The sequence below is a fragment of the Bradyrhizobium sp. ERR14 genome (genome assembly GCF_014198235.1).
Lineage (GTDB): Bacteria > Pseudomonadota > Alphaproteobacteria > Rhizobiales > Xanthobacteraceae > Bradyrhizobium.
The window spans coordinates 410,918-426,706 of the sequence record NZ_JACIHD010000004.1 but is presented as its reverse complement, the minus strand read 5'-3'; the positions used below and the strand labels follow the sequence as shown (position 1 = coordinate 426,706).

The window sequence follows — 15,789 nt, the reverse complement described above, 5'->3', positions numbered from 1 at the left end:
GACGCGGCCGCCTACTTCATCAGCCCGAGCCGGCTCGCGCCGACATAGAGCGAGAGCACGGCGGCGTTCGAGACGTTCAGACTCTTGATCTCGCCGGGCATGTCGAGCCGCGCCACGACGCTGCAGGTCTCGCGGGTCAATTGCCGCAGCCCCTTGCCTTCGGCGCCGAGCACCAGCGCGAGCGGCTCGCGCAGCGCGACGTCGCTGAGATCCGCGCTGCCTTCGCTGTCCAGCCCGACGGTCTGGAAGCCGATTTCGTTCAGGGTGGTCAGGGCGCGCGCGAGGTTCTGCACGGTCACCATTGGCACCAGCTCCAGCGCGCCGGAGGCGGCCTTGGCGAGCACGCCGGTGGCTTCCGGGCTGTGGCGCGCAGTGGTGACGATCGCCTTCACCGCGAACGCTGCGGCGGAGCGCAGGATCGCGCCGACATTGTGCGGGTCGGTGATCTGGTCGAGCACCAGCACCATGCCTTCTTGCTTCAAGCTCTCGATATCAGGCGAAGGCAGAGGATCGGCTTCCGCAAGCAGGCCCTGATGCACGGCATCGGGCGAGAGCAGACGGTCGATCTCCTGGGGCCGGACGATCTCGGGCGTGACGCGGGTCTCGATGTTCTCGTCCGCAAGTCGCTTCGCAGCGTTCTCGGTCAGCGTCAGCTTGCGGATCCGCCGCTCCGGGTTGGCCAGCGCCATGGTGACGGTGTGCCAGCCATAGAGGATGACCGGCCCGTCGGGGTGCGAATCGCGGTCGCGCCAGGCCGGCCGGCCGCCCGATTTCCCGGGCCTGTTGAAGGGCTTAGCCCCGCCGCGGGGACCCCTGGAGGTGAATTTTTTGTCCTTCATGGGCTCGCTTGTGTCACGGGTCCCGGAATATGGCAATTTGGGTGGCTTGGGAGGCGATTTTAGCTGTTCGCCTCGGTTGACTTTGCCCCACCGGATCGCCCATAACCGCGCCCGGTCGCGCCCCCATCCGGGCTGTCGCGGCCTTCACGTTCCATGGCCGTCTTCGGTCGCCGGCAAGGTCCGGCCCGATTGTGCTGCCGTCGAGCGGGGGAGTGTCCCGAGTGGCAAAGGGAGCTGACTGTAAATCAGCCGCCTCATGGCTTCGCAGGTTCGAGTCCTGCCTCCCCCACCAGCCTTCGCTCGCTTCGCGAGCTACGGCTCGGCAAGCCAATCCAGAACATCATTCAGCGAAGCGAGCGAAGGCTGCCACGCCGTAGCCGGCAGGCGTAGGCGGGCTGACAGCCCCGATCGATTCCAATCGCGACCACGCGCACGTCGCAAAAAAAACAAAACGCCCGTCCGCATCGCGCGAACGGGCGTCTCGTTAGCTCAACCGATCAGGGATCAGTAGTAGCGGCGCAGCACGCGGTGGCCGCCGTAGTACGGCGCCGGCGCGTGACGGTGGGCGTAGCCGTAGCGCGGACCGTGGCCGTAGTGCACGCGCGGCAGATAGCCGTAGCGCGGGCCGTAGCCGTAGCGATACGGACGGTAGTACGGGCGGTGATAGGGAGCCACGGCGGCGCGATAGCCGTAGCCATAATTGGCGGGCGCGACGACGGCGTCTTCGCGATAGGTCGGATACGGCGCGAAGGCGCCCGGGCCGGTATAGGTCGGGCCCTGGTTGACGTAGTAGTACTGCGTGGTCGGCTCGGCGAGACGCTCATAGGCGCCATAGCCATAGCCGTATCCATAACCATAGCCGCCGCAGCCGGTGTTGCAGCCGGTATAGACCGGCGCGACGGGCGCGCAGCTGGTGAAGCCGCAGGCCGCAGCGGGCCCGGTGGCGGCGAACATCACGGCAGCCGCCGCAACCAGTCCCGAAATCATTTGACGCATTACTCTCTCCTGTTGATTTTCGTTTGTTGAATTTTGACGTTTCTTAACCCGGCGGCTTGCCGGGGACCTGGACATGCGGCCGCGGTCGCGGTGGCCGCGGACGATCGTTGATTTCAGGCGCGAGGATCACCGGCGGCGGATCGACGGGCACGTCCATCTGCGGCGGCAGCGGCGCCGATTGCGCACCCCAGCTCTGGTGGTAGCTCTCGGCGGGCTTCGGCAATTTGCGGTTCGCGGGCGGCTCGACCTCGAGCCGGCCGTAGCCGGGCCGCAGGCCCAGCGTCGGATAATAAAGGCCGACGTCGGCAGGCTGCCGCTCGGCGATATAGCGCCCGCCATAAATAGTGGGCTGCACCTGCTGGTTCTTGCCCAGGCCCCAGACACCCTCGACCACAGCATAGGACGCGTCGATGTTGTTGATGATGATCGGCACGCCGGGCCGGCCGGGAACGACGATATCGAAGCCGCTGCCGGCAAACGCCGTCGCGGGCAGTCCGATCAGAAAGGCAGCGAGCGCCACAACGCGCATGAGGGGACCCCGGTTATGCGGCGGCAGCCTATCCGATCGCGGCGCAGAGAGGGTTAAGGCCCGCTCACCAAATTCCGGTAAGCCTAATGTGTAAGGATTGCGCGCCACTCAAATGCTGCAAGGCGGACTAGCGAAGCATTAACGGCATGTGGCTTCGCCAAGCGGAACCGCGGCTGCTCACATCGGTTTGACCGCCGCTTGCGAGAAAATCCACCGGTTTCATCGGAACGTCCGGCGCCGCAAGCGTTTAGCCCCCGTCAACAAAATGGGAGCCAACAACCATGAACATCAAACTTCTTGGAGCGACGGCGATTGCGGCGACCATGCTGGCAGGCTCGGCAATGGCGCAGGCGGTGGTCACCAATCCCGGCCGCTGCTCGGCACAATTCCCCAACGCCAATTGCCAGAATCTCGGCCCCGGAAATCCCTACACCGATAGCGGATACCGCCATCGCCGCGTGTCCTATCGTCAAACCAATTCCTACCGTCAGGCCAATGGCGACTGGAATAACGACTGGAACAGGAGCCGCACCGGCTTCTGGCCGACCGACGTTGCGGCCGGCGTAGCCGGCGCTGCGATCGGCACCGCGGGCGCGATTGCCAGCGCGCCGTTCCGCGCCTGGGACAATTCCTACGCCTACGACAATTCGTGGGACAACCGCGGCTGGGACAATCGTGGCTGGGACACCCGCACCTACGCCCAGCGTAACGGCTTCGTCTGCACGCCCGGCACCTGGTTCAAGGGCGCAGACGGCCGCCGGCACATCTGCCAATAAGGCGGTCTAAATCGATGCGAGAGATCAGGCGGCCTTCGGGCCGCCTGATTCATGTCTGCGGCCACGACGTTTCCGGTTGTGGCGCTTTCCGATCAAGTCTGGTATTGCGGCGCGCAACGGGTGGACACCCCGGCCCATGCCGGCCCTGCCCGCCTCCAGGCGTCGCCGGCTTAGCTCAGCGGTAGAGCAGCGGTTTTGTAAACCGAAGGTCGGGGGTTCAATCCCCTCAGCCGGCACCATGATCTCGGACGATTAGTCGACATCGTCCATTGAGGTGCCTCGAGCATCAAAAACCCGCGCACAGGCAATTCTTCTCGACGGCGAGTAACCTCTCAACATCGGTGCAGGTGCGCGGCACCGCTCAATATCCTCGCCCGCCTTCTGAGGTTTCTTCAGCCAGGACGTCATGGCGCCAAAGCCACGCCAGCTCTCGCCATTCGGGCCGAGATACTTCACGGCTAGATCGGGCTTGCGCTTGGCTCCGACTGACTTGAGGCCCAGGGGGAATGCTTCAGGCTGTCGGACAGCTTGAGCGCTTTGAAATCGGCAATAACCTTTCGTCATACAACCTCCCGCTGTCTCCAGCCGTAGGCTATGCTTTGCGCCGAAGACGGCCAGCCGGCATGCGAGGGGATAAGGGGACAGACAATGGGAGATCGTCTAATTCGTGTGCGACGGCAGGAGCAGCGGAATGTCTACATCCACAACGACTTGGATAGCGCGGCCTTCTATTTCAATGAGCGGATAAGGAAACGACTAGCAGAGGACGACCGGCACGGCATTGCCTACGACTGTATGGCCTTGGCCACGATGTGCGCGTTCACCTGGGAGGCCTACCTCAATTTCTACGGCTTCAAGCTCCTAAAGGCGTTCTGGCATGAACGCTGGCCACTTCACCGGAAAATCCACCACGTCTTTCAAAGGCTCAAGATCAAGCCGGACTGGTCAACTAGGCCCTACCTTTCCATTCGCGACCTCACCACGGTCCGCAACATCCTCGCGCACGGAAAGCCGGTGGAAGAGACGATCGACAAGATCGAAGAAGGCTCTCAAAGCGAGGTGGACCGCCACAGGATCGACCTTAGCGGCAAGTGGCAGGAATTCTGCACGACCGATGCTGTCCTTCAACAGTACGAGGACCTACAGAAAGTCTGGGGAGAGATGTTCAAGGCTTCAGGGCTCGGGCCCTTCGACACGATGACGCACGGCCAAGGCGGTGTGGAGTACATCGAAGATGTGGAAACATCGGAGGTGATCACGAAGAGGGAGGCTTACGCAAAGGGATTGTCAAATCCGCCTGGATCGTGAGAGTCTTCGCGCGGGGCGCTTGCGTACTTTCCTTAAACAAGATTGCGCAGCGCCCCAAATATTTCGGAGCCAACCTCGCTCCCCCGGCCGCAAACAATAGCGGCAAGGAAAGCGTAGTGGCTTAGCCGGGGCTATAGTCCTCTTCATCGACAAACTCCTCGGCCTCGCGGCTCAGCGGCGGTGACGTGGTCTGCGACGACTGGGAAACCTTGGGAGCTTCGACTTCTTCGACCTCATCCACGGTAAAGATAAAACTCATTTGCACGCGTTTCATCAGGCAATACTCCATCGTGGCGCGAAGCGGCATCGCGCAAGTGATTGACAAAATGCCCGGGGATGCGTCAGAACGCTCGACGTTGCGGAGGAGAGTTTTCGAACTCACCACCAGGGCGGTCAGGTGCCGTGTTCCAGCACGTCACCTGACTTCCCGCCTAAAGATGTTCGCTAGAATCGGCAAGCGAAATCACCTCGCCTTCCCCCGGTCCTTCCGAGTCTTCCCACAGATTTTTTTTGGCTGCCCCTACCAGCCGAAAACACTGGAAAAAATTTCCAAACAAATCAAACCCATACTCAATCAAAATAAGCGTCAGCAACTGACCATCGGTACTAAGCGTGGATTGACAATCCAAATCGACCAACAAATTAACATCAGCAAACAACGCAGCAAAAGCACGCGCAATTGACCAACCAGCATCAAGCGCAATCTTCTCAGCAAACATATCGATACTAGAACGCCCCGTCCGCTTCGCGGACCATCCCACAAGCGCCCGCCCAATGGGCGCGCTCGCGGCACGCCACACGGCGATACGGAAAGACCGTCACTCGGGCTAGATTCTGCGCTAACCCTTCCCAAGAAGGCCGAGGAGAAGGTTATTCTCCATTTCGGGAGGGGTGTCCCCGAACTGTCCCGGACCGCTTGATCAGAGCGCCCCTTGCCGCCCTCCGCTGCTGACCGCGGATCCGCTGAGCTTGAAAGGACTCGGGTGTTCTAAGCGTACCGCGGTTTTGTAAACCGAAGGTCGGGGGTTCAATCCCCTCAGCCGGCACCAGCGTCTGGCGTACAGCTCTCAGCTCGAACGCTTCGGCGCGCTACCTTGCTGGAAATGCTCGGCGCCTGACATCTCCACCCAGCCGTGTTTCGACTGCTCGAACACCGATCTGATCGGCGGTGGAAAATCGGGATTTGCGATCGCGCCGACGGCGACGGCGATCATCGCAGGCAAATTCTCGGCTTGCCAATAAACCGTCGAGCCGCAGTCGGGACAAAAATAGCTGCTGACCTTGCCGCCGCTTGCGGCTGTCCGGACGTAGGGTTTTGGCGTTCCTGTAATGGTGACGGTCTCCACTGGATAGAAGGCGCCGACGCCGAACGGCGCGCCGGTTCGTCGCTGACAATCAACACAATGACAGGCGACGACGAGGCGCGATGGTTCCGGAAGCGACAGCGCGAGAGCACCGCAGCTGCATCTGGCATCGATCATCGAATTCTCTCCTCGTTGGTCGGGATGCAAGTTGAAAGGGAGGCGCCGATGACGAGGTTGACGAAGCAGCCCCGACCTGTGCCCCGGACGCAGTGCAGCGCCTCCTCGGCGATGCGCTGCAGAGCGGGGGCCCATCGCGCCGCATTCCTCCGTGCCGCTTTCTGGGTCCCGGCTCAGCGCCGCAACGCTGAAGGCGTTTGCAGCGCGTCCGGGACACGAGAGCGAACTCGTGACGCTCACTCCGTCCCCACCTCGAACGCCAGCAGCACGTTGCCGGCGACGCCGCTCCATTGGCCGTAGCCGGAATTGCTGTAAAGCATGCCGCCGGCGATGACCGGCCCGGGGCCGTCGATCGCGCCGCCATGGGCGGGGACGCCGTTCACGGCCTTGAAATCCTGCGCGGTGTCGAACTCCCAGAGCAGCTTGCCGTCGGTGGCATAGGCGCGCAGGAAGCCGCTGACGCCGCCGGAGAACACCACGCCCGGGATCAGGCTCACCGCTGCCGAGAGCGCGGGGCTGCATTTGGGGCGGTCGCCGCAGGCGACCGGCGGCACTTCCATGGCAATCTTGCCGCTGGCGAGGTCAAGTCCGAACAGGCCGCCGCCTTGCGTGGAATCGAGTTGCCGCGTGCCGTCACGCATGAAGCGCACGTCGGAGTTGGCGACATAGATGCGCTCACCGTCCGCGGCCGAGCCCCATTCGCTGCCGCCGAGCGCTCCGCCCTTCCCGATCCGGGTCTGCCACAGGATCTTGCCGCCGTCGTCGGGATCGAGCGCGTGCACGACGCCGGATTTCTGCGCGATGACGAGCACGCGTCTGCCGTCGCGCAAGGTCACGAGGATCGGCGACTGCCCGAAATCGTGATCGGGTCCGTGATCCTCGGGACAATTGGACTTGTCCGCGGTGAAGCACGCCACGACAAAGGCATCCTTCGGCGTCGCCTGCTGCTTCCAGAGCAGCCTCCCGGTCGCAAGCTCGAAAGCGAGGATCGCGTCGGCGGTTACCGCCGGCGGGTTCGAGTATGAATTGCTGGTCGCGACATAGACGGCGCCCCGCTTCGGATCGATCGTCGGCGCCGACCAGATCGCGGCGCCGGACGGACCGAACAGCTGCGTGCCCCTCGCACTCTTGCCGGTCGGATGCGGCACTTCCGGAATCGTATAGGCCTGCCAGACCAGCTTGCCGGTCGCCGCGTCCAGCGCCACCACGCTGCCGCGGAAGGTGCAGCATTCGTAGCTGGCCTGCGAGCCGGCCGCTTCCTCGATCGAGGATACCGGCACGTAGAGCACCCCGGAATGCAGCGTCGGCGCTCCGGTGATGCGCGCGGCCGCGTGCTCCTCGACCTTCGTCTTCCAGATCAGCGCGCCGGTCAGCGCGTTTACGGCATAGACGTTGGCGCGCAAATCGCCGAAGAAGATCGCGAACTGGTCGGAGCCAGGAAGCGGCGCAAAGCTGATCGCGGCGCGCACCGCCGCATCGATCGCCAGCGTCCACAGCGTGCAGCCGCTGCGCGCGTCGAGCGCGTGCACCTTGCGATCGGTGCCGCCGATGAACAGCATTCCGCCCACGATGGTCGGCGGCGCAAACGACACCGAGGCGCCGGGGAATGCATAGGCCCATTTCAACCGCAGGCGCGGCACCTGTTCCGCCGTCAGCCCCGCCATGTCGGCGGGCTGGAATCGGCTGTTGTTGGTGTCGACGCCCCATCCGTTCCAGCGCGGACCGTCGAGGGCTTGCGGAAAACCGCTGGCCTGCTGCGTACAACGACCTTCCGCGTCGGCCGCAACGCCGCCGGTCGCGATCTTGCCGGTGACGAAGGACGCTATCGCGCGGCGTTCCGCGTCGCTGCGATCCTTTGCCATCGCCGCCATGCTGCCGGAGGTCAACGCCGCCAGCACATGGTCGAACGACATCGCCTGTAGGGCGCCGCGGCCCGGCACGCGGGTCTGCACATCGCCGTCGTGGCATTGCGCGCAATGCGCGGCATAGAGCGCGGCCCCCTCCTGCTGGGCCAGCGCCGGCGCGCTGCACCAGATCAACAACGCGGCCAGGACAGCACGTGCTCTCATGGTGGGCTCCGGCAGGTCACCGCGATACGAGATCGCTCCACAACCCAAAGTCTATCGCCGGGGCGATCACTGATGCAATGGACGTTCCGCCCGCAGCTGTCACACATCCGTGGCCGTGCGGACGCGACCCGGCAACTCATCCAGCCGCCAGAGCCCGAGGCTCTTGTCGCGCCAGCCGCCATCGCCCTCCTCACAGCGCTCATCGATCAATTCGCGCGGCACCGGCCAGTCGAACGGCGCCTTCGTCATGTTGAGCGCGCGCCAGTCGCCATCCTCGCAATCGCGGTTTTCCTCCCACTCCGGAAACGTCGTGGCGAGCAGGAATTGCGCGCCGCTCTCGCGAAAGCGGGCGATCACGCGGGCAATGTTCTGAAAACTCAGATGCACCAGGCAGTCCCGGCACAGGATCAGATCGGCGCGCGGCAATGCATCGCACGTGATATCGGCCACCAGGAATCGGCCGGACAATTCGCCGCGCGCCGCACGCGCGTTGTTGGTCTCGATCAGCGACCGCACGATGTCGATGCCGATGTAATCGAGGTCGAGCTTGACGCGGCCGATCCAGCCGGCATCGCCGCAGGGCGCATCGAGCAGCGAGCGAGCGCCGAGCCGTTGCAGCAACGAAGGAAACGCCTCCCGGATCGCGGCGGTGGCCGAGTCCTCCGAGCCGAGGCCCGACACCGAGTCGGGAGCGCCCCAAAGGTTCGTCCGCTCGATCCGTTCGAACCGCGCGGCGAGATCTAGTCCCGAGAAATTGTCGCGGTCGGCGACGAAGCGTTCGTGGGCGAGCACGGGAGGACGATTGGAGATCATGGGATCGGACTCAAGGTCGAGATTCCGGTGCAAACACGCTATACTCGCGTCCGATGCGCTCCACCACCCCGACAGAGAAGGCCAGGATCGCCGCTGGCGCGGTGACGGCCGTCGTCATGACGGCCGTGCTGTTGGTGTTCGTGCTCGCTTGTCTGCTGGCGCTCTAAGACGCGCGACGGACGGATGCCGGCGGCCTTACGCCGTACGCACCGTCCGCAGGAATTTCCCGACCTCGTCCTTGAGCCGGTTGCTGTCGGTCGCCAGCATCTTGGCGGTCGAGAGCACCTGCGAGGAGGCCGAGCCGGTCTCGGCCGCGCCGCGCTGCACGTCGGTGATGTTCGTGGAGACCTGCTGGGTGCCGTGAGCGGCCTGCTGGACGTTGCGCGAGATCTCCTGGGTCGCGGCACCCTGCTCCTCGACGGCCGCGGCAATGGTCGAAGACACCTCCGACAGCCGCTCGATGGTCATCGAGATATCGCGGATCGCGTTGACGGATTCCTGGGTCGCGGTCTGAATGCCGGAGATCTGCTGGCTGATCTCGCCGGTCGCCTTCGCGGTCTGCTCGGCCAGCGTCTTCACCTCAGAAGCGACGACCGCGAAACCGCGGCCGGCCTCGCCCGCCCGCGCCGCTTCGATCGTGGCGTTCAGCGCCAAAAGGTTGGTCTGGCCGGCAATGGTGTTGATGAGCTCGACGACGTCGCCGATCCGCGTCGCGGCAACCGAGAGCTCGCTGACCCGTTCCGTCGTGTTGCGGGCCTGGGCGACGGCTTCGCCCGCCATCCGCGCGGATTCCTGCACCTGCCGGCTGATCTCGTTGACCGAGGAGGACAGCTCCTCCGTGGCGGTCGCGACCGACTGTACGTTGCCGGTGGCTTCGCCGGACGCGACTGCGACGACCGAGGTCAGCTCCTGCGCGCGCTGCGCGGTGGTCGCCAGCGTCGAGGACGAGGCTTCGAGCTCGGTGGAGGCGGATCCGACCATGTCGATGATTTCGCCGACTGCACGTTCAAAGCCGTCAGCGAGGTTGACCATGTCGCGGCGGCGTTGCTCGGCAGCCTGCTTCTCGGCTTCGAGCTGTGCAGCCTTGAGGCGCTCGACTTCCAGTGCATTGGTCTTGAACACTTCGACCGTCTTGGCCATGTCGCCGATCTCGTCGCGCCGGTCCTTCTCGGGCACCTCGGTCTTGAGATCATTGCGGGCGAGCCCCTCCATGGCGAGCTTGAGCCGGGCGATCGGCTGCGACATCGCCTTGAGGCCGATGAACAGCGCGATCGCAATGCCCAGGATCAGGCCGCCGGCGCTGACGCCGATCACGGTCCAGGTCGCGGCGTGAGCGTCGCGGTTGATGGCGTCCTTTCGCTTGGCCACAGCCTGACCGGTTTCGGTCGTGAATTTGGCGATGCGCAGCAGGGCCGCATCGATCAGGGGATCGCACTCCTTGTGCGCGCGCTCGGCTGCCCTGGCATTTTCTTCCGTGCTGCTGGCCTGTGAGCCGGCCTGGAGCACCGGATCGCAGCCGGTGAAGGCGGCTTTCAACTGGTCACCGATGCTCTTCAGCTCGCCGGCACGCGATGGATCGTCCTGCTCGGCTGCATCGAGGAATTGACGGATTTCGTCGCGGTTCTGGGTCGCGGTCTTGAGGCGTTTGGCATTGCCCGCCTCGGTTGCCTCGGTGAACACCGCATAGAGCGCCGCGTGGTAGGTCTCGGCGCGGCGCTGGGCGCGGGTGAGGTTGAGAGAGGAGGATTGCGCGGCGGAGAGCTCGCCGAAACCGTCGACGGTCGCGGAAAGTTCGCGCACGCCAAAGGCCGCGACGGCGATCATCGCACAGCCCATCACGGTCACGATCAACGCGACCTTCCAGACGATCTTCAGATTGTTCAAAAAGCTCATTTGTGCCGTCCAATGATGGTGCTGCCGGCGATAATCCCAGCACCGTGCATTGGAACCGGCGGATGTTAAGATTTAACCTCAATTCGCCCGGGTATTCTTACGCAAAAATAACCCTTCTGCGCTTCGGCGTAAGCCTGGCGTAAGCTTCGGCCCGTTTTCGGTCGCGCGATCGGCATCGCCAGCCCGGAACCGAGCCTCCGCGTCAGCCGTTGTCGACCTATGCGGATCAGGGAAGAAAACCGAAATATGTTTCTGCTGGCGACGGTGGCGTTGTGCTGTGTCGCCGTGGCCGGGACATTGACGTTGTTGGAGCCGATGCTTTCGCCGGCCCCCGAAAAGCGGGTCGCGGAGACAGCCATGATCGACGTCACCCGGACACCGGTTCAGACACCGGTCCGGGTGGTTGGCGCACCGTTCGAGCCCAACATCAATCCGCGCCAGCGATAGCGCTCACCTCGGCGACGCCTGCGTGCCCTCCTCGGGCCGGCCATGCGCACGCGCCAATTCCTCGACGAACGCGATCACCTCCGCCCGCTTGTCGGGCGGTAGCGACAAGAACGCGCGGATGAGCCTCAGGCCCTCCACTTCGTCCGACCGTTCTTTTCCGGAATCCATCCGACTAATGTCGGGTGACCGGGAAAAATATGCAATCCCCTGTTTACCGCCTTGATTCGGCGCAGCCGCTTTGCTGGAATGGGCCCGGCTGAGGTGGATCATGAAATGGATCGCGGAACGCGACGCACTGATCGCGCAGACACTGGCCTTCGTCCAATCGGTAACTGGCAGAAAGGATGACGTCCTTCAGCCGGACGGGACCTCGGTTGCCACGACCGTCGCGGTCGAAATCGTTGCCGTGAAGGCCGCCGCAGTCGAGATCGAGCTGCCGCAAGCTCCGGTACCGCCCCCACCCACGCCTCTGCCGCCACCGCGGGCGATCGGTGATTTCCGCAGCGAGATGCAGGCCCGCATCGCCAATTTCCGCAAGCATCAGGAGCGGTTCGAGCGCGAGCGCGAGGAATATTGTGCCGAAACCCTGACCAGATTGCGCGCCGCCATCCACGACTCCCCGGCCCCACCGGCCAGAAAATAAGGCCCCCCTCCCGTCAGAGGGGCCTACAGCCAGGACCACACCAGCCAAAGATTGGCCGCGCAGGCGCCGAATAACGCCAGCGTCAGCGGCAGGAGCATGTGCCCGCAGGAGGTCTTCAGGTCGCTCGTCATGGTGGAAAACATCCGCTGATTCCGCCAAACGAGTCCCAAGGATTCTTTTTTTCCCGATTCAGGACTCGTTAAGGACTCAGGGGCTCCGGCAGCCCGATCACGGCCCCGTGATCGCCTGCCCCCCGGAACCGCCGGCCCATGAGGTCGTTAATGCGCTTTCCGGGAGCGGGAAGAATGCCCTACGCCTTGTTCTGCAACGACGCCCAGATCAGCAAGGCCTATCCGAGTGAATCCGACGTCTGGAAGCTCGCGTATAGGAGCGGCTTGGTCGTCGACGTCAGCGCCGACGAGGACCGTCCTGGGCCGCGCCGGGTGCTCGACAACGACTACGAGATCAAGCCCTGCCGGGTCGCGCAGGGTGAGGACCCCGCGCGAAACAAGGCCGAGGCCGACCGCCAGTCGAAAATGGAGCTCGAGCTGAATCCGTGAGATCTGGCGGCGGAGGCCGCCAAGCGATCAGGGCGTTGCGGTTGCCAGCGAGGCCTGCTCACCGGCCAGCGCCACGCAGGCCTTGCGGCGATGCAGCCCGCGGATCGCGCCGGTGACCTTGAGCACCTTGCCCGACGGGCAGGACGCGTCCTTGACGAAGGCCACCTCGTAAGGTGCCAGCATCAAAGGCTCTGATTTGAGGATTGTCTGTGCAGAGCACGGCAGGCAGATAAAGCACGAGAGCACCACCGCCGACACCAAGATACGCATGTCCGTCGTCCCACCAGCCCGGTAATTCTCATATAACGCTTTCCGGAGCGCGAGTTCCGTAAGCGGCAAAAATTATTTTTGCTTTACCCAAGTCCCATGACGCGCGTGAGAAGGCGCCCGCCGGAATGTTTTCCTGCAAATGACGCGCCAGATGGTTCATGCAAAGCAAACATGGGGCCGACAGGCAAGAGGCTGACAAACGAAAGGCCGGCAGAGCCGGCCTTCCCAGAGCGAGGTCGCGGTGAGGGTCAGTAGCGCGAGGCTGCCGGACCGCCCCAGCCGAAGCGGTAGTTCACACCGACCTTGACGGTATGCTCGTCCTCCCGGCCGCGAACGCCGACGATGTCGGCCGGGCCGGAGGTGAAGGTGGTGCTGCCGAAATTGTAGTACTGGTACTCGGCCTTGGCCGACCAGCTCGGCGCGAACATGTATTCGAGGCCGGCGCCGACGGTGTAGCCGTCCTTGCTGTTGCCGGTGGTGGTGAAGCCCTGCGGCACGCCTGCGACATTGACGCCCAGGCCGCCATTGCGCCAGGCGTAACCGCCCTTGGCGTAGAGCAGCGCCGGACCCCAAGTGTAGCCGACACGGCCGGTCACCGACCCGAGCTGGTCGGTGTTGGAGGTCACCTGCGTGCCCAGCGGGAACGTGACACCGTTGTTGTTGGTCGGCAGCCAGGAATACTGGGCCTCGATACCCACCACCCAGTTGGGCGCGAACTGGTAGTCGAAGCCGCCTTGCACGCCGCCGAGGAAGCGGGCGTCGCTGGACTGGAAGCTGCTGTCGCCGGCAAACGCACCGCCGACATGGCCGCCGATGTAAAAACCGGTCCAGTTATAAATCAGCTGCGGCGGCGTATAGGCCGGGGCCTTGGCGTAGGTGCGCGGCTGCATGTCCGCGGCTGCCGCCGGCGCGGCCAGCGCAAGCAGAGCAGCTGCACCCAGCAAAATCGATTTCATGATCATCCCCGTTCTTTCATTTACGACACTCAGGAAACAACGTGGCGTGAATTGGGTTGCTTCGCGGCGATGCCGGAACGTTGATCGCTCGTGACTGTGACGGAGGGGCAACAACGCGATTTTGTTCCGTCCCGTCGTCCGGCACCGACTATTCTTGTCGTCTGCGCAGCACCTGCTGTAACAATTTGTCGCGAGGTCAAACCAACCCGTTCAAAGCTCGCCGAAATGTGATCCGCGGCTCCGGCAGTTATCGTTCTAGCACCCGGCGATGAAGACGGGCTTTGCGCTACCGCGTCATCTTTTCGAGTTCCGGAAAGGGTACGTAAACCGCGCCGGCGCAGAGCTCGCTCGTGCGGTCGACGACGCGGTCCGCGCGTCCGTTGACGAAGATCACAGCGCGTTCCCGCATGGCCTTGTAGCTGCCATCGGTCTCGCGCGGGGTGAAGTGCAGGCAGCTCACATAGAACTGCCGGCCGCCGACCTCGCGCTGGACCGGCTCGGCCATGCTGGCCTCACGCACGCCGACCGGGTTGTTCAGATAGGTGCGCATCAGTGCCGGAATGTCGCCGCGGAAATTGTCCGGAAACGGCTGCGGCCCTCCGGCCTGGGTCCCACCGATGATGGTTGGACGATCACCGTCGCTGCCGAAACATGCCGCGAGCGCCAGCGGCAACAACAGGACCGATGCCAAGCTCGCCGCACGTTTCGCCAATCGCCCCACAGATCCCGCTCCCGCTCGAACAGACTAAGGGGACGTTCTAGCCGCAAGGTCGCTCAAAGGGAATTCGCGTCCCCGGGGCTTTGCGACGCACGCACCGTCCCGCCGCCGGCGTCTTTCGCTTTCGCGCAAGGCGCCGAGACGACGGGCCGGGCCTGACGTCCTGACGCGGCGGCGGGGCAATGCTTGGGATGCCGCCGCGAGAGGATCAGTCGTTAGCTGCGCTTCTCGGTGGTTGCCCGCTTGGTCAGGTCCGGCTGCGCCTTCAGCGATTTCTTCGCCGACAGATGCTTGTGGTGATGGCGATGGGAGCGCACGGTCTTGTGCTCGTCGGACGTGACCGCTGCGTTGGCATTCAGCGCCTTCGACTTGCTATCCACCTTGGCGTCCGCCTTGACGTCGGCGGGCTTGACGTCGCCGGCCTTCGCGTCGGTCTTGGCATCGACCGCCTTGGCATCGGCCTTGATGCCGGAGTCCGGTTTCGCGGCGGTGGTCGAGGCCTTGGTCTGGCTCTGGTCCGCCTTGATCATCGGGGCCGTAGTGGTCTTGCCGGCCTCGGCAGCGAAGGCCGGGGCTGCAATCACGGAAGCTGCGAGCAAGGCTGCGGAAATGGTCTTCAGCATGGTGGTCTCCTCTTGGAAGGATCTTGAGGCGGCGCCCTCTCGCCTACCCTTCGATCGTGGGTGGGAGCCTAGGAGCGGCGCGCTGAACCCTGTCTGAAGCCCCCTGCAGGCTTCCGTTCATCTGGATGACAAGTTTGTCATCCGCGCCCTGGCGAATAGATCGTGCGGAGCGGGAATGTTTTCGCCAGACGGGTGTTCCGGTCTTCGGGCAATCGTGTAGGATCGCCACGTTCCATACGGGAGAATTTAGATGCGCAAACTCTCAATGCTTGTCGTGCCGGGATTGGTCGCCATGTCGCTGGCGACCGCGCCGGTGCTGTCCAGCGCCTATGCCGCCGGCAGTGACGAGCCCTCGCCGCCGCCGAAGTCGGACTCCTCGTCCAAGAAGGGCAAGAAGAAGAGCTCTTCGGTCAGCGATCCCAAATTCCTCGCCGCCTATCGCACGGCCTATACCGCGATCTACGACAACCACGACTACACCGGCGCGATCGATCGGTTGAAGTCGCTCAAGCGCGACGACGTCGCCGACGTCGCCAACCTGATCGGCTACTCCTATCGCAAGCTCGGCGACTACCAGTCGTCGAAGGTCTATTACGAGCTGGCGCTGAAGGACGATCCGAACCACGTCCGCACCTGGCAGTATTACGGCCTCTGGCAGCTCGAGCAGGGCAATCGCGAACAGGCGCAGTATCATCTGAACAAGATCGCCTCGCTCGCCGGCACCGACAGCTCCGAGTATCGCTCGCTCGCCACAGCGCTCGACAAGCCAACCGGCGCGACGCTCGTCTACTAAGACAATCGCATCTTCGAACGCAGCGAACGGGCACAACCTTTCGGTTGTGCCCGTTCGGCTTTCTCGGCTAGCCTC

Annotated in this window: 21 protein-coding genes and 2 tRNA genes; 8 read left to right on the top strand and 15 right to left on the bottom strand. The window is 63.9% G+C overall.

Annotated elements, in window-relative coordinates:
- Positions 1 to 11 precede the first annotated feature (11 nt).
- Positions 12 to 839: a 23S rRNA (guanosine(2251)-2'-O)-methyltransferase RlmB gene (gene rlmB, locus GGD62_RS15300; protein ID WP_179734393.1), complete on the bottom strand. Its 828-nt coding sequence runs from the start codon at positions 837 to 839 to the stop codon at positions 12 to 14.
- Positions 840 to 1,045: 206 nt separating this feature from the next.
- Here rlmB and GGD62_RS15295 point away from each other — a divergent pair.
- Positions 1,046 to 1,131 (top strand) — tRNA-Tyr (locus tag GGD62_RS15295).
- A 212-nt stretch (positions 1,132 to 1,343) separates the two neighbouring features.
- Here GGD62_RS15295 and GGD62_RS15290 read toward each other — a convergent pair.
- Positions 1,344 to 1,835 (bottom strand): hypothetical protein, encoded by a 492-nt coding sequence (locus tag GGD62_RS15290; protein ID WP_018322186.1) that lies wholly within the window; start codon positions 1,833 to 1,835, stop codon positions 1,344 to 1,346.
- Between the two features lie 43 nt (positions 1,836 to 1,878).
- Positions 1,879 to 2,364: a hypothetical protein gene (locus GGD62_RS15285; protein WP_183708948.1), complete on the bottom strand. Its 486-nt coding sequence runs from the start codon at positions 2,362 to 2,364 to the stop codon at positions 1,879 to 1,881.
- Positions 2,365 to 2,645: 281 nt separating this feature from the next.
- On the opposite strand from GGD62_RS15285, the gene GGD62_RS15280 reads away from it, so the two are divergent.
- Together GGD62_RS15280 and GGD62_RS15275 are read left to right on the top strand one after the other, a co-directional pair.
- Positions 2,646 to 3,140, top strand: coding sequence for a hypothetical protein (locus tag GGD62_RS15280; RefSeq protein WP_183708947.1), 495 nt, complete (start codon positions 2,646 to 2,648; stop codon positions 3,138 to 3,140).
- A 164-nt stretch (positions 3,141 to 3,304) separates the two neighbouring features.
- Positions 3,305 to 3,379, top strand: a tRNA-Thr gene (locus GGD62_RS15275).
- A gap of 13 nt (positions 3,380 to 3,392) precedes the next feature.
- On the opposite strand, the gene GGD62_RS15270 is transcribed toward GGD62_RS15275, so the two are convergent.
- Entirely contained in the window at positions 3,393 to 3,704 is a 312-nt protein-coding gene (locus GGD62_RS15270; protein ID WP_183708946.1) for a hypothetical protein, read from the bottom strand.
- Between the two features lie 84 nt (positions 3,705 to 3,788).
- On the opposite strand from GGD62_RS15270, the gene GGD62_RS15265 reads away from it, so the two are divergent.
- Positions 3,789 to 4,448, top strand: a complete 660-nt coding sequence (locus GGD62_RS15265; RefSeq protein WP_183708945.1) for a hypothetical protein — start codon at positions 3,789 to 3,791, stop codon at positions 4,446 to 4,448.
- Between the two features lie 121 nt (positions 4,449 to 4,569).
- Here the strand turns inward: GGD62_RS15265 and GGD62_RS15260 are convergent, their stop codons facing one another.
- From GGD62_RS15260 to GGD62_RS15235, 6 genes are all read right to left on the bottom strand, one after another.
- A complete protein-coding gene (locus GGD62_RS15260; RefSeq protein WP_183708944.1) occupies positions 4,570 to 4,722 on the bottom strand; it encodes a hypothetical protein in 153 nt (50 codons plus the stop codon).
- A 157-nt stretch (positions 4,723 to 4,879) separates the two neighbouring features.
- Positions 4,880 to 5,167, bottom strand: coding sequence for a hypothetical protein (locus tag GGD62_RS15255; protein ID WP_183708943.1), 288 nt, complete (start codon positions 5,165 to 5,167; stop codon positions 4,880 to 4,882).
- 348 nt (positions 5,168 to 5,515) lie between these two features.
- Positions 5,516 to 5,929, bottom strand: a complete 414-nt coding sequence (locus GGD62_RS15250; RefSeq protein WP_018322183.1) for a GFA family protein — start codon at positions 5,927 to 5,929, stop codon at positions 5,516 to 5,518.
- A 236-nt stretch (positions 5,930 to 6,165) separates the two neighbouring features.
- Positions 6,166 to 7,998 carry a PQQ-binding-like beta-propeller repeat protein gene (locus GGD62_RS15245; protein ID WP_183708942.1) on the bottom strand — a complete coding sequence of 611 codons (1,833 nt, stop codon included), beginning with the start codon at positions 7,996 to 7,998 and terminating at the stop codon, positions 6,166 to 6,168.
- A 99-nt stretch (positions 7,999 to 8,097) separates the two neighbouring features.
- Entirely contained in the window at positions 8,098 to 8,811 is a 714-nt protein-coding gene (locus tag GGD62_RS15240) for a class I SAM-dependent methyltransferase (RefSeq protein WP_183708941.1), read from the bottom strand.
- A gap of 195 nt (positions 8,812 to 9,006) precedes the next feature.
- Positions 9,007 to 10,704, bottom strand: coding sequence for a methyl-accepting chemotaxis protein (locus tag GGD62_RS15235; protein ID WP_183708940.1), 1,698 nt, complete (start codon positions 10,702 to 10,704; stop codon positions 9,007 to 9,009).
- A 246-nt stretch (positions 10,705 to 10,950) separates the two neighbouring features.
- Here GGD62_RS15235 and GGD62_RS15230 point away from each other — a divergent pair, with 246 nt between their 5' ends.
- A complete protein-coding gene (locus tag GGD62_RS15230) occupies positions 10,951 to 11,151 on the top strand; it encodes a hypothetical protein (protein ID WP_183708939.1) in 201 nt (66 codons plus the stop codon).
- Between the two features lie 3 nt (positions 11,152 to 11,154).
- On the opposite strand, the gene GGD62_RS15225 is transcribed toward GGD62_RS15230, so the two are convergent.
- A complete protein-coding gene (locus GGD62_RS15225; protein ID WP_183709026.1) occupies positions 11,155 to 11,421 on the bottom strand; it encodes a hypothetical protein in 267 nt (88 codons plus the stop codon).
- On the opposite strand from GGD62_RS15225, the gene GGD62_RS15220 reads away from it, so the two are divergent.
- Together GGD62_RS15220 and GGD62_RS15215 are read left to right on the top strand one after the other, a co-directional pair.
- Complete coding sequence (locus GGD62_RS15220) at positions 11,420 to 11,794, top strand: hypothetical protein (protein WP_183708938.1); 375 nt, start codon at positions 11,420 to 11,422, stop codon at positions 11,792 to 11,794. The two genes, GGD62_RS15225 and GGD62_RS15220, sit on opposite strands and share 2 nt — an antisense overlap.
- Positions 11,795 to 12,099: 305 nt before the next feature.
- Positions 12,100 to 12,354 carry a hypothetical protein gene (locus tag GGD62_RS15215; protein WP_018322174.1) on the top strand — a complete coding sequence of 85 codons (255 nt, stop codon included), beginning with the start codon at positions 12,100 to 12,102 and terminating at the stop codon, positions 12,352 to 12,354.
- A gap of 27 nt (positions 12,355 to 12,381) precedes the next feature.
- On the opposite strand, the gene GGD62_RS41665 is transcribed toward GGD62_RS15215, so the two are convergent.
- From GGD62_RS41665 to GGD62_RS15195, 4 genes are all read right to left on the bottom strand, one after another.
- Complete coding sequence (locus GGD62_RS41665; protein ID WP_018322173.1) at positions 12,382 to 12,624, bottom strand: DUF6719 family protein; 243 nt, start codon at positions 12,622 to 12,624, stop codon at positions 12,382 to 12,384.
- Between the two features lie 248 nt (positions 12,625 to 12,872).
- A complete protein-coding gene (locus GGD62_RS15205; RefSeq protein ID WP_026202698.1) occupies positions 12,873 to 13,580 on the bottom strand; it encodes an outer membrane protein in 708 nt (235 codons plus the stop codon).
- Positions 13,581 to 13,866: 286 nt separating this feature from the next.
- Positions 13,867 to 14,301: a hypothetical protein gene (locus GGD62_RS15200; RefSeq protein ID WP_018322171.1), complete on the bottom strand. Its 435-nt coding sequence runs from the start codon at positions 14,299 to 14,301 to the stop codon at positions 13,867 to 13,869.
- A 212-nt stretch (positions 14,302 to 14,513) separates the two neighbouring features.
- On the bottom strand, positions 14,514 to 14,921 hold the full coding sequence (locus GGD62_RS15195; RefSeq protein WP_183708937.1) for a His-rich protein BRANT: 408 nt from the start codon (positions 14,919 to 14,921) through the stop codon (positions 14,514 to 14,516).
- A 250-nt stretch (positions 14,922 to 15,171) separates the two neighbouring features.
- Between GGD62_RS15195 and GGD62_RS15190 the strand changes: the two genes are divergently transcribed.
- Positions 15,172 to 15,714 carry a tetratricopeptide repeat protein gene (locus GGD62_RS15190; RefSeq protein ID WP_183259002.1) on the top strand — a complete coding sequence of 181 codons (543 nt, stop codon included), beginning with the start codon at positions 15,172 to 15,174 and terminating at the stop codon, positions 15,712 to 15,714.
- The last annotated feature ends 75 nt before the right edge of the window (positions 15,715 to 15,789 follow it).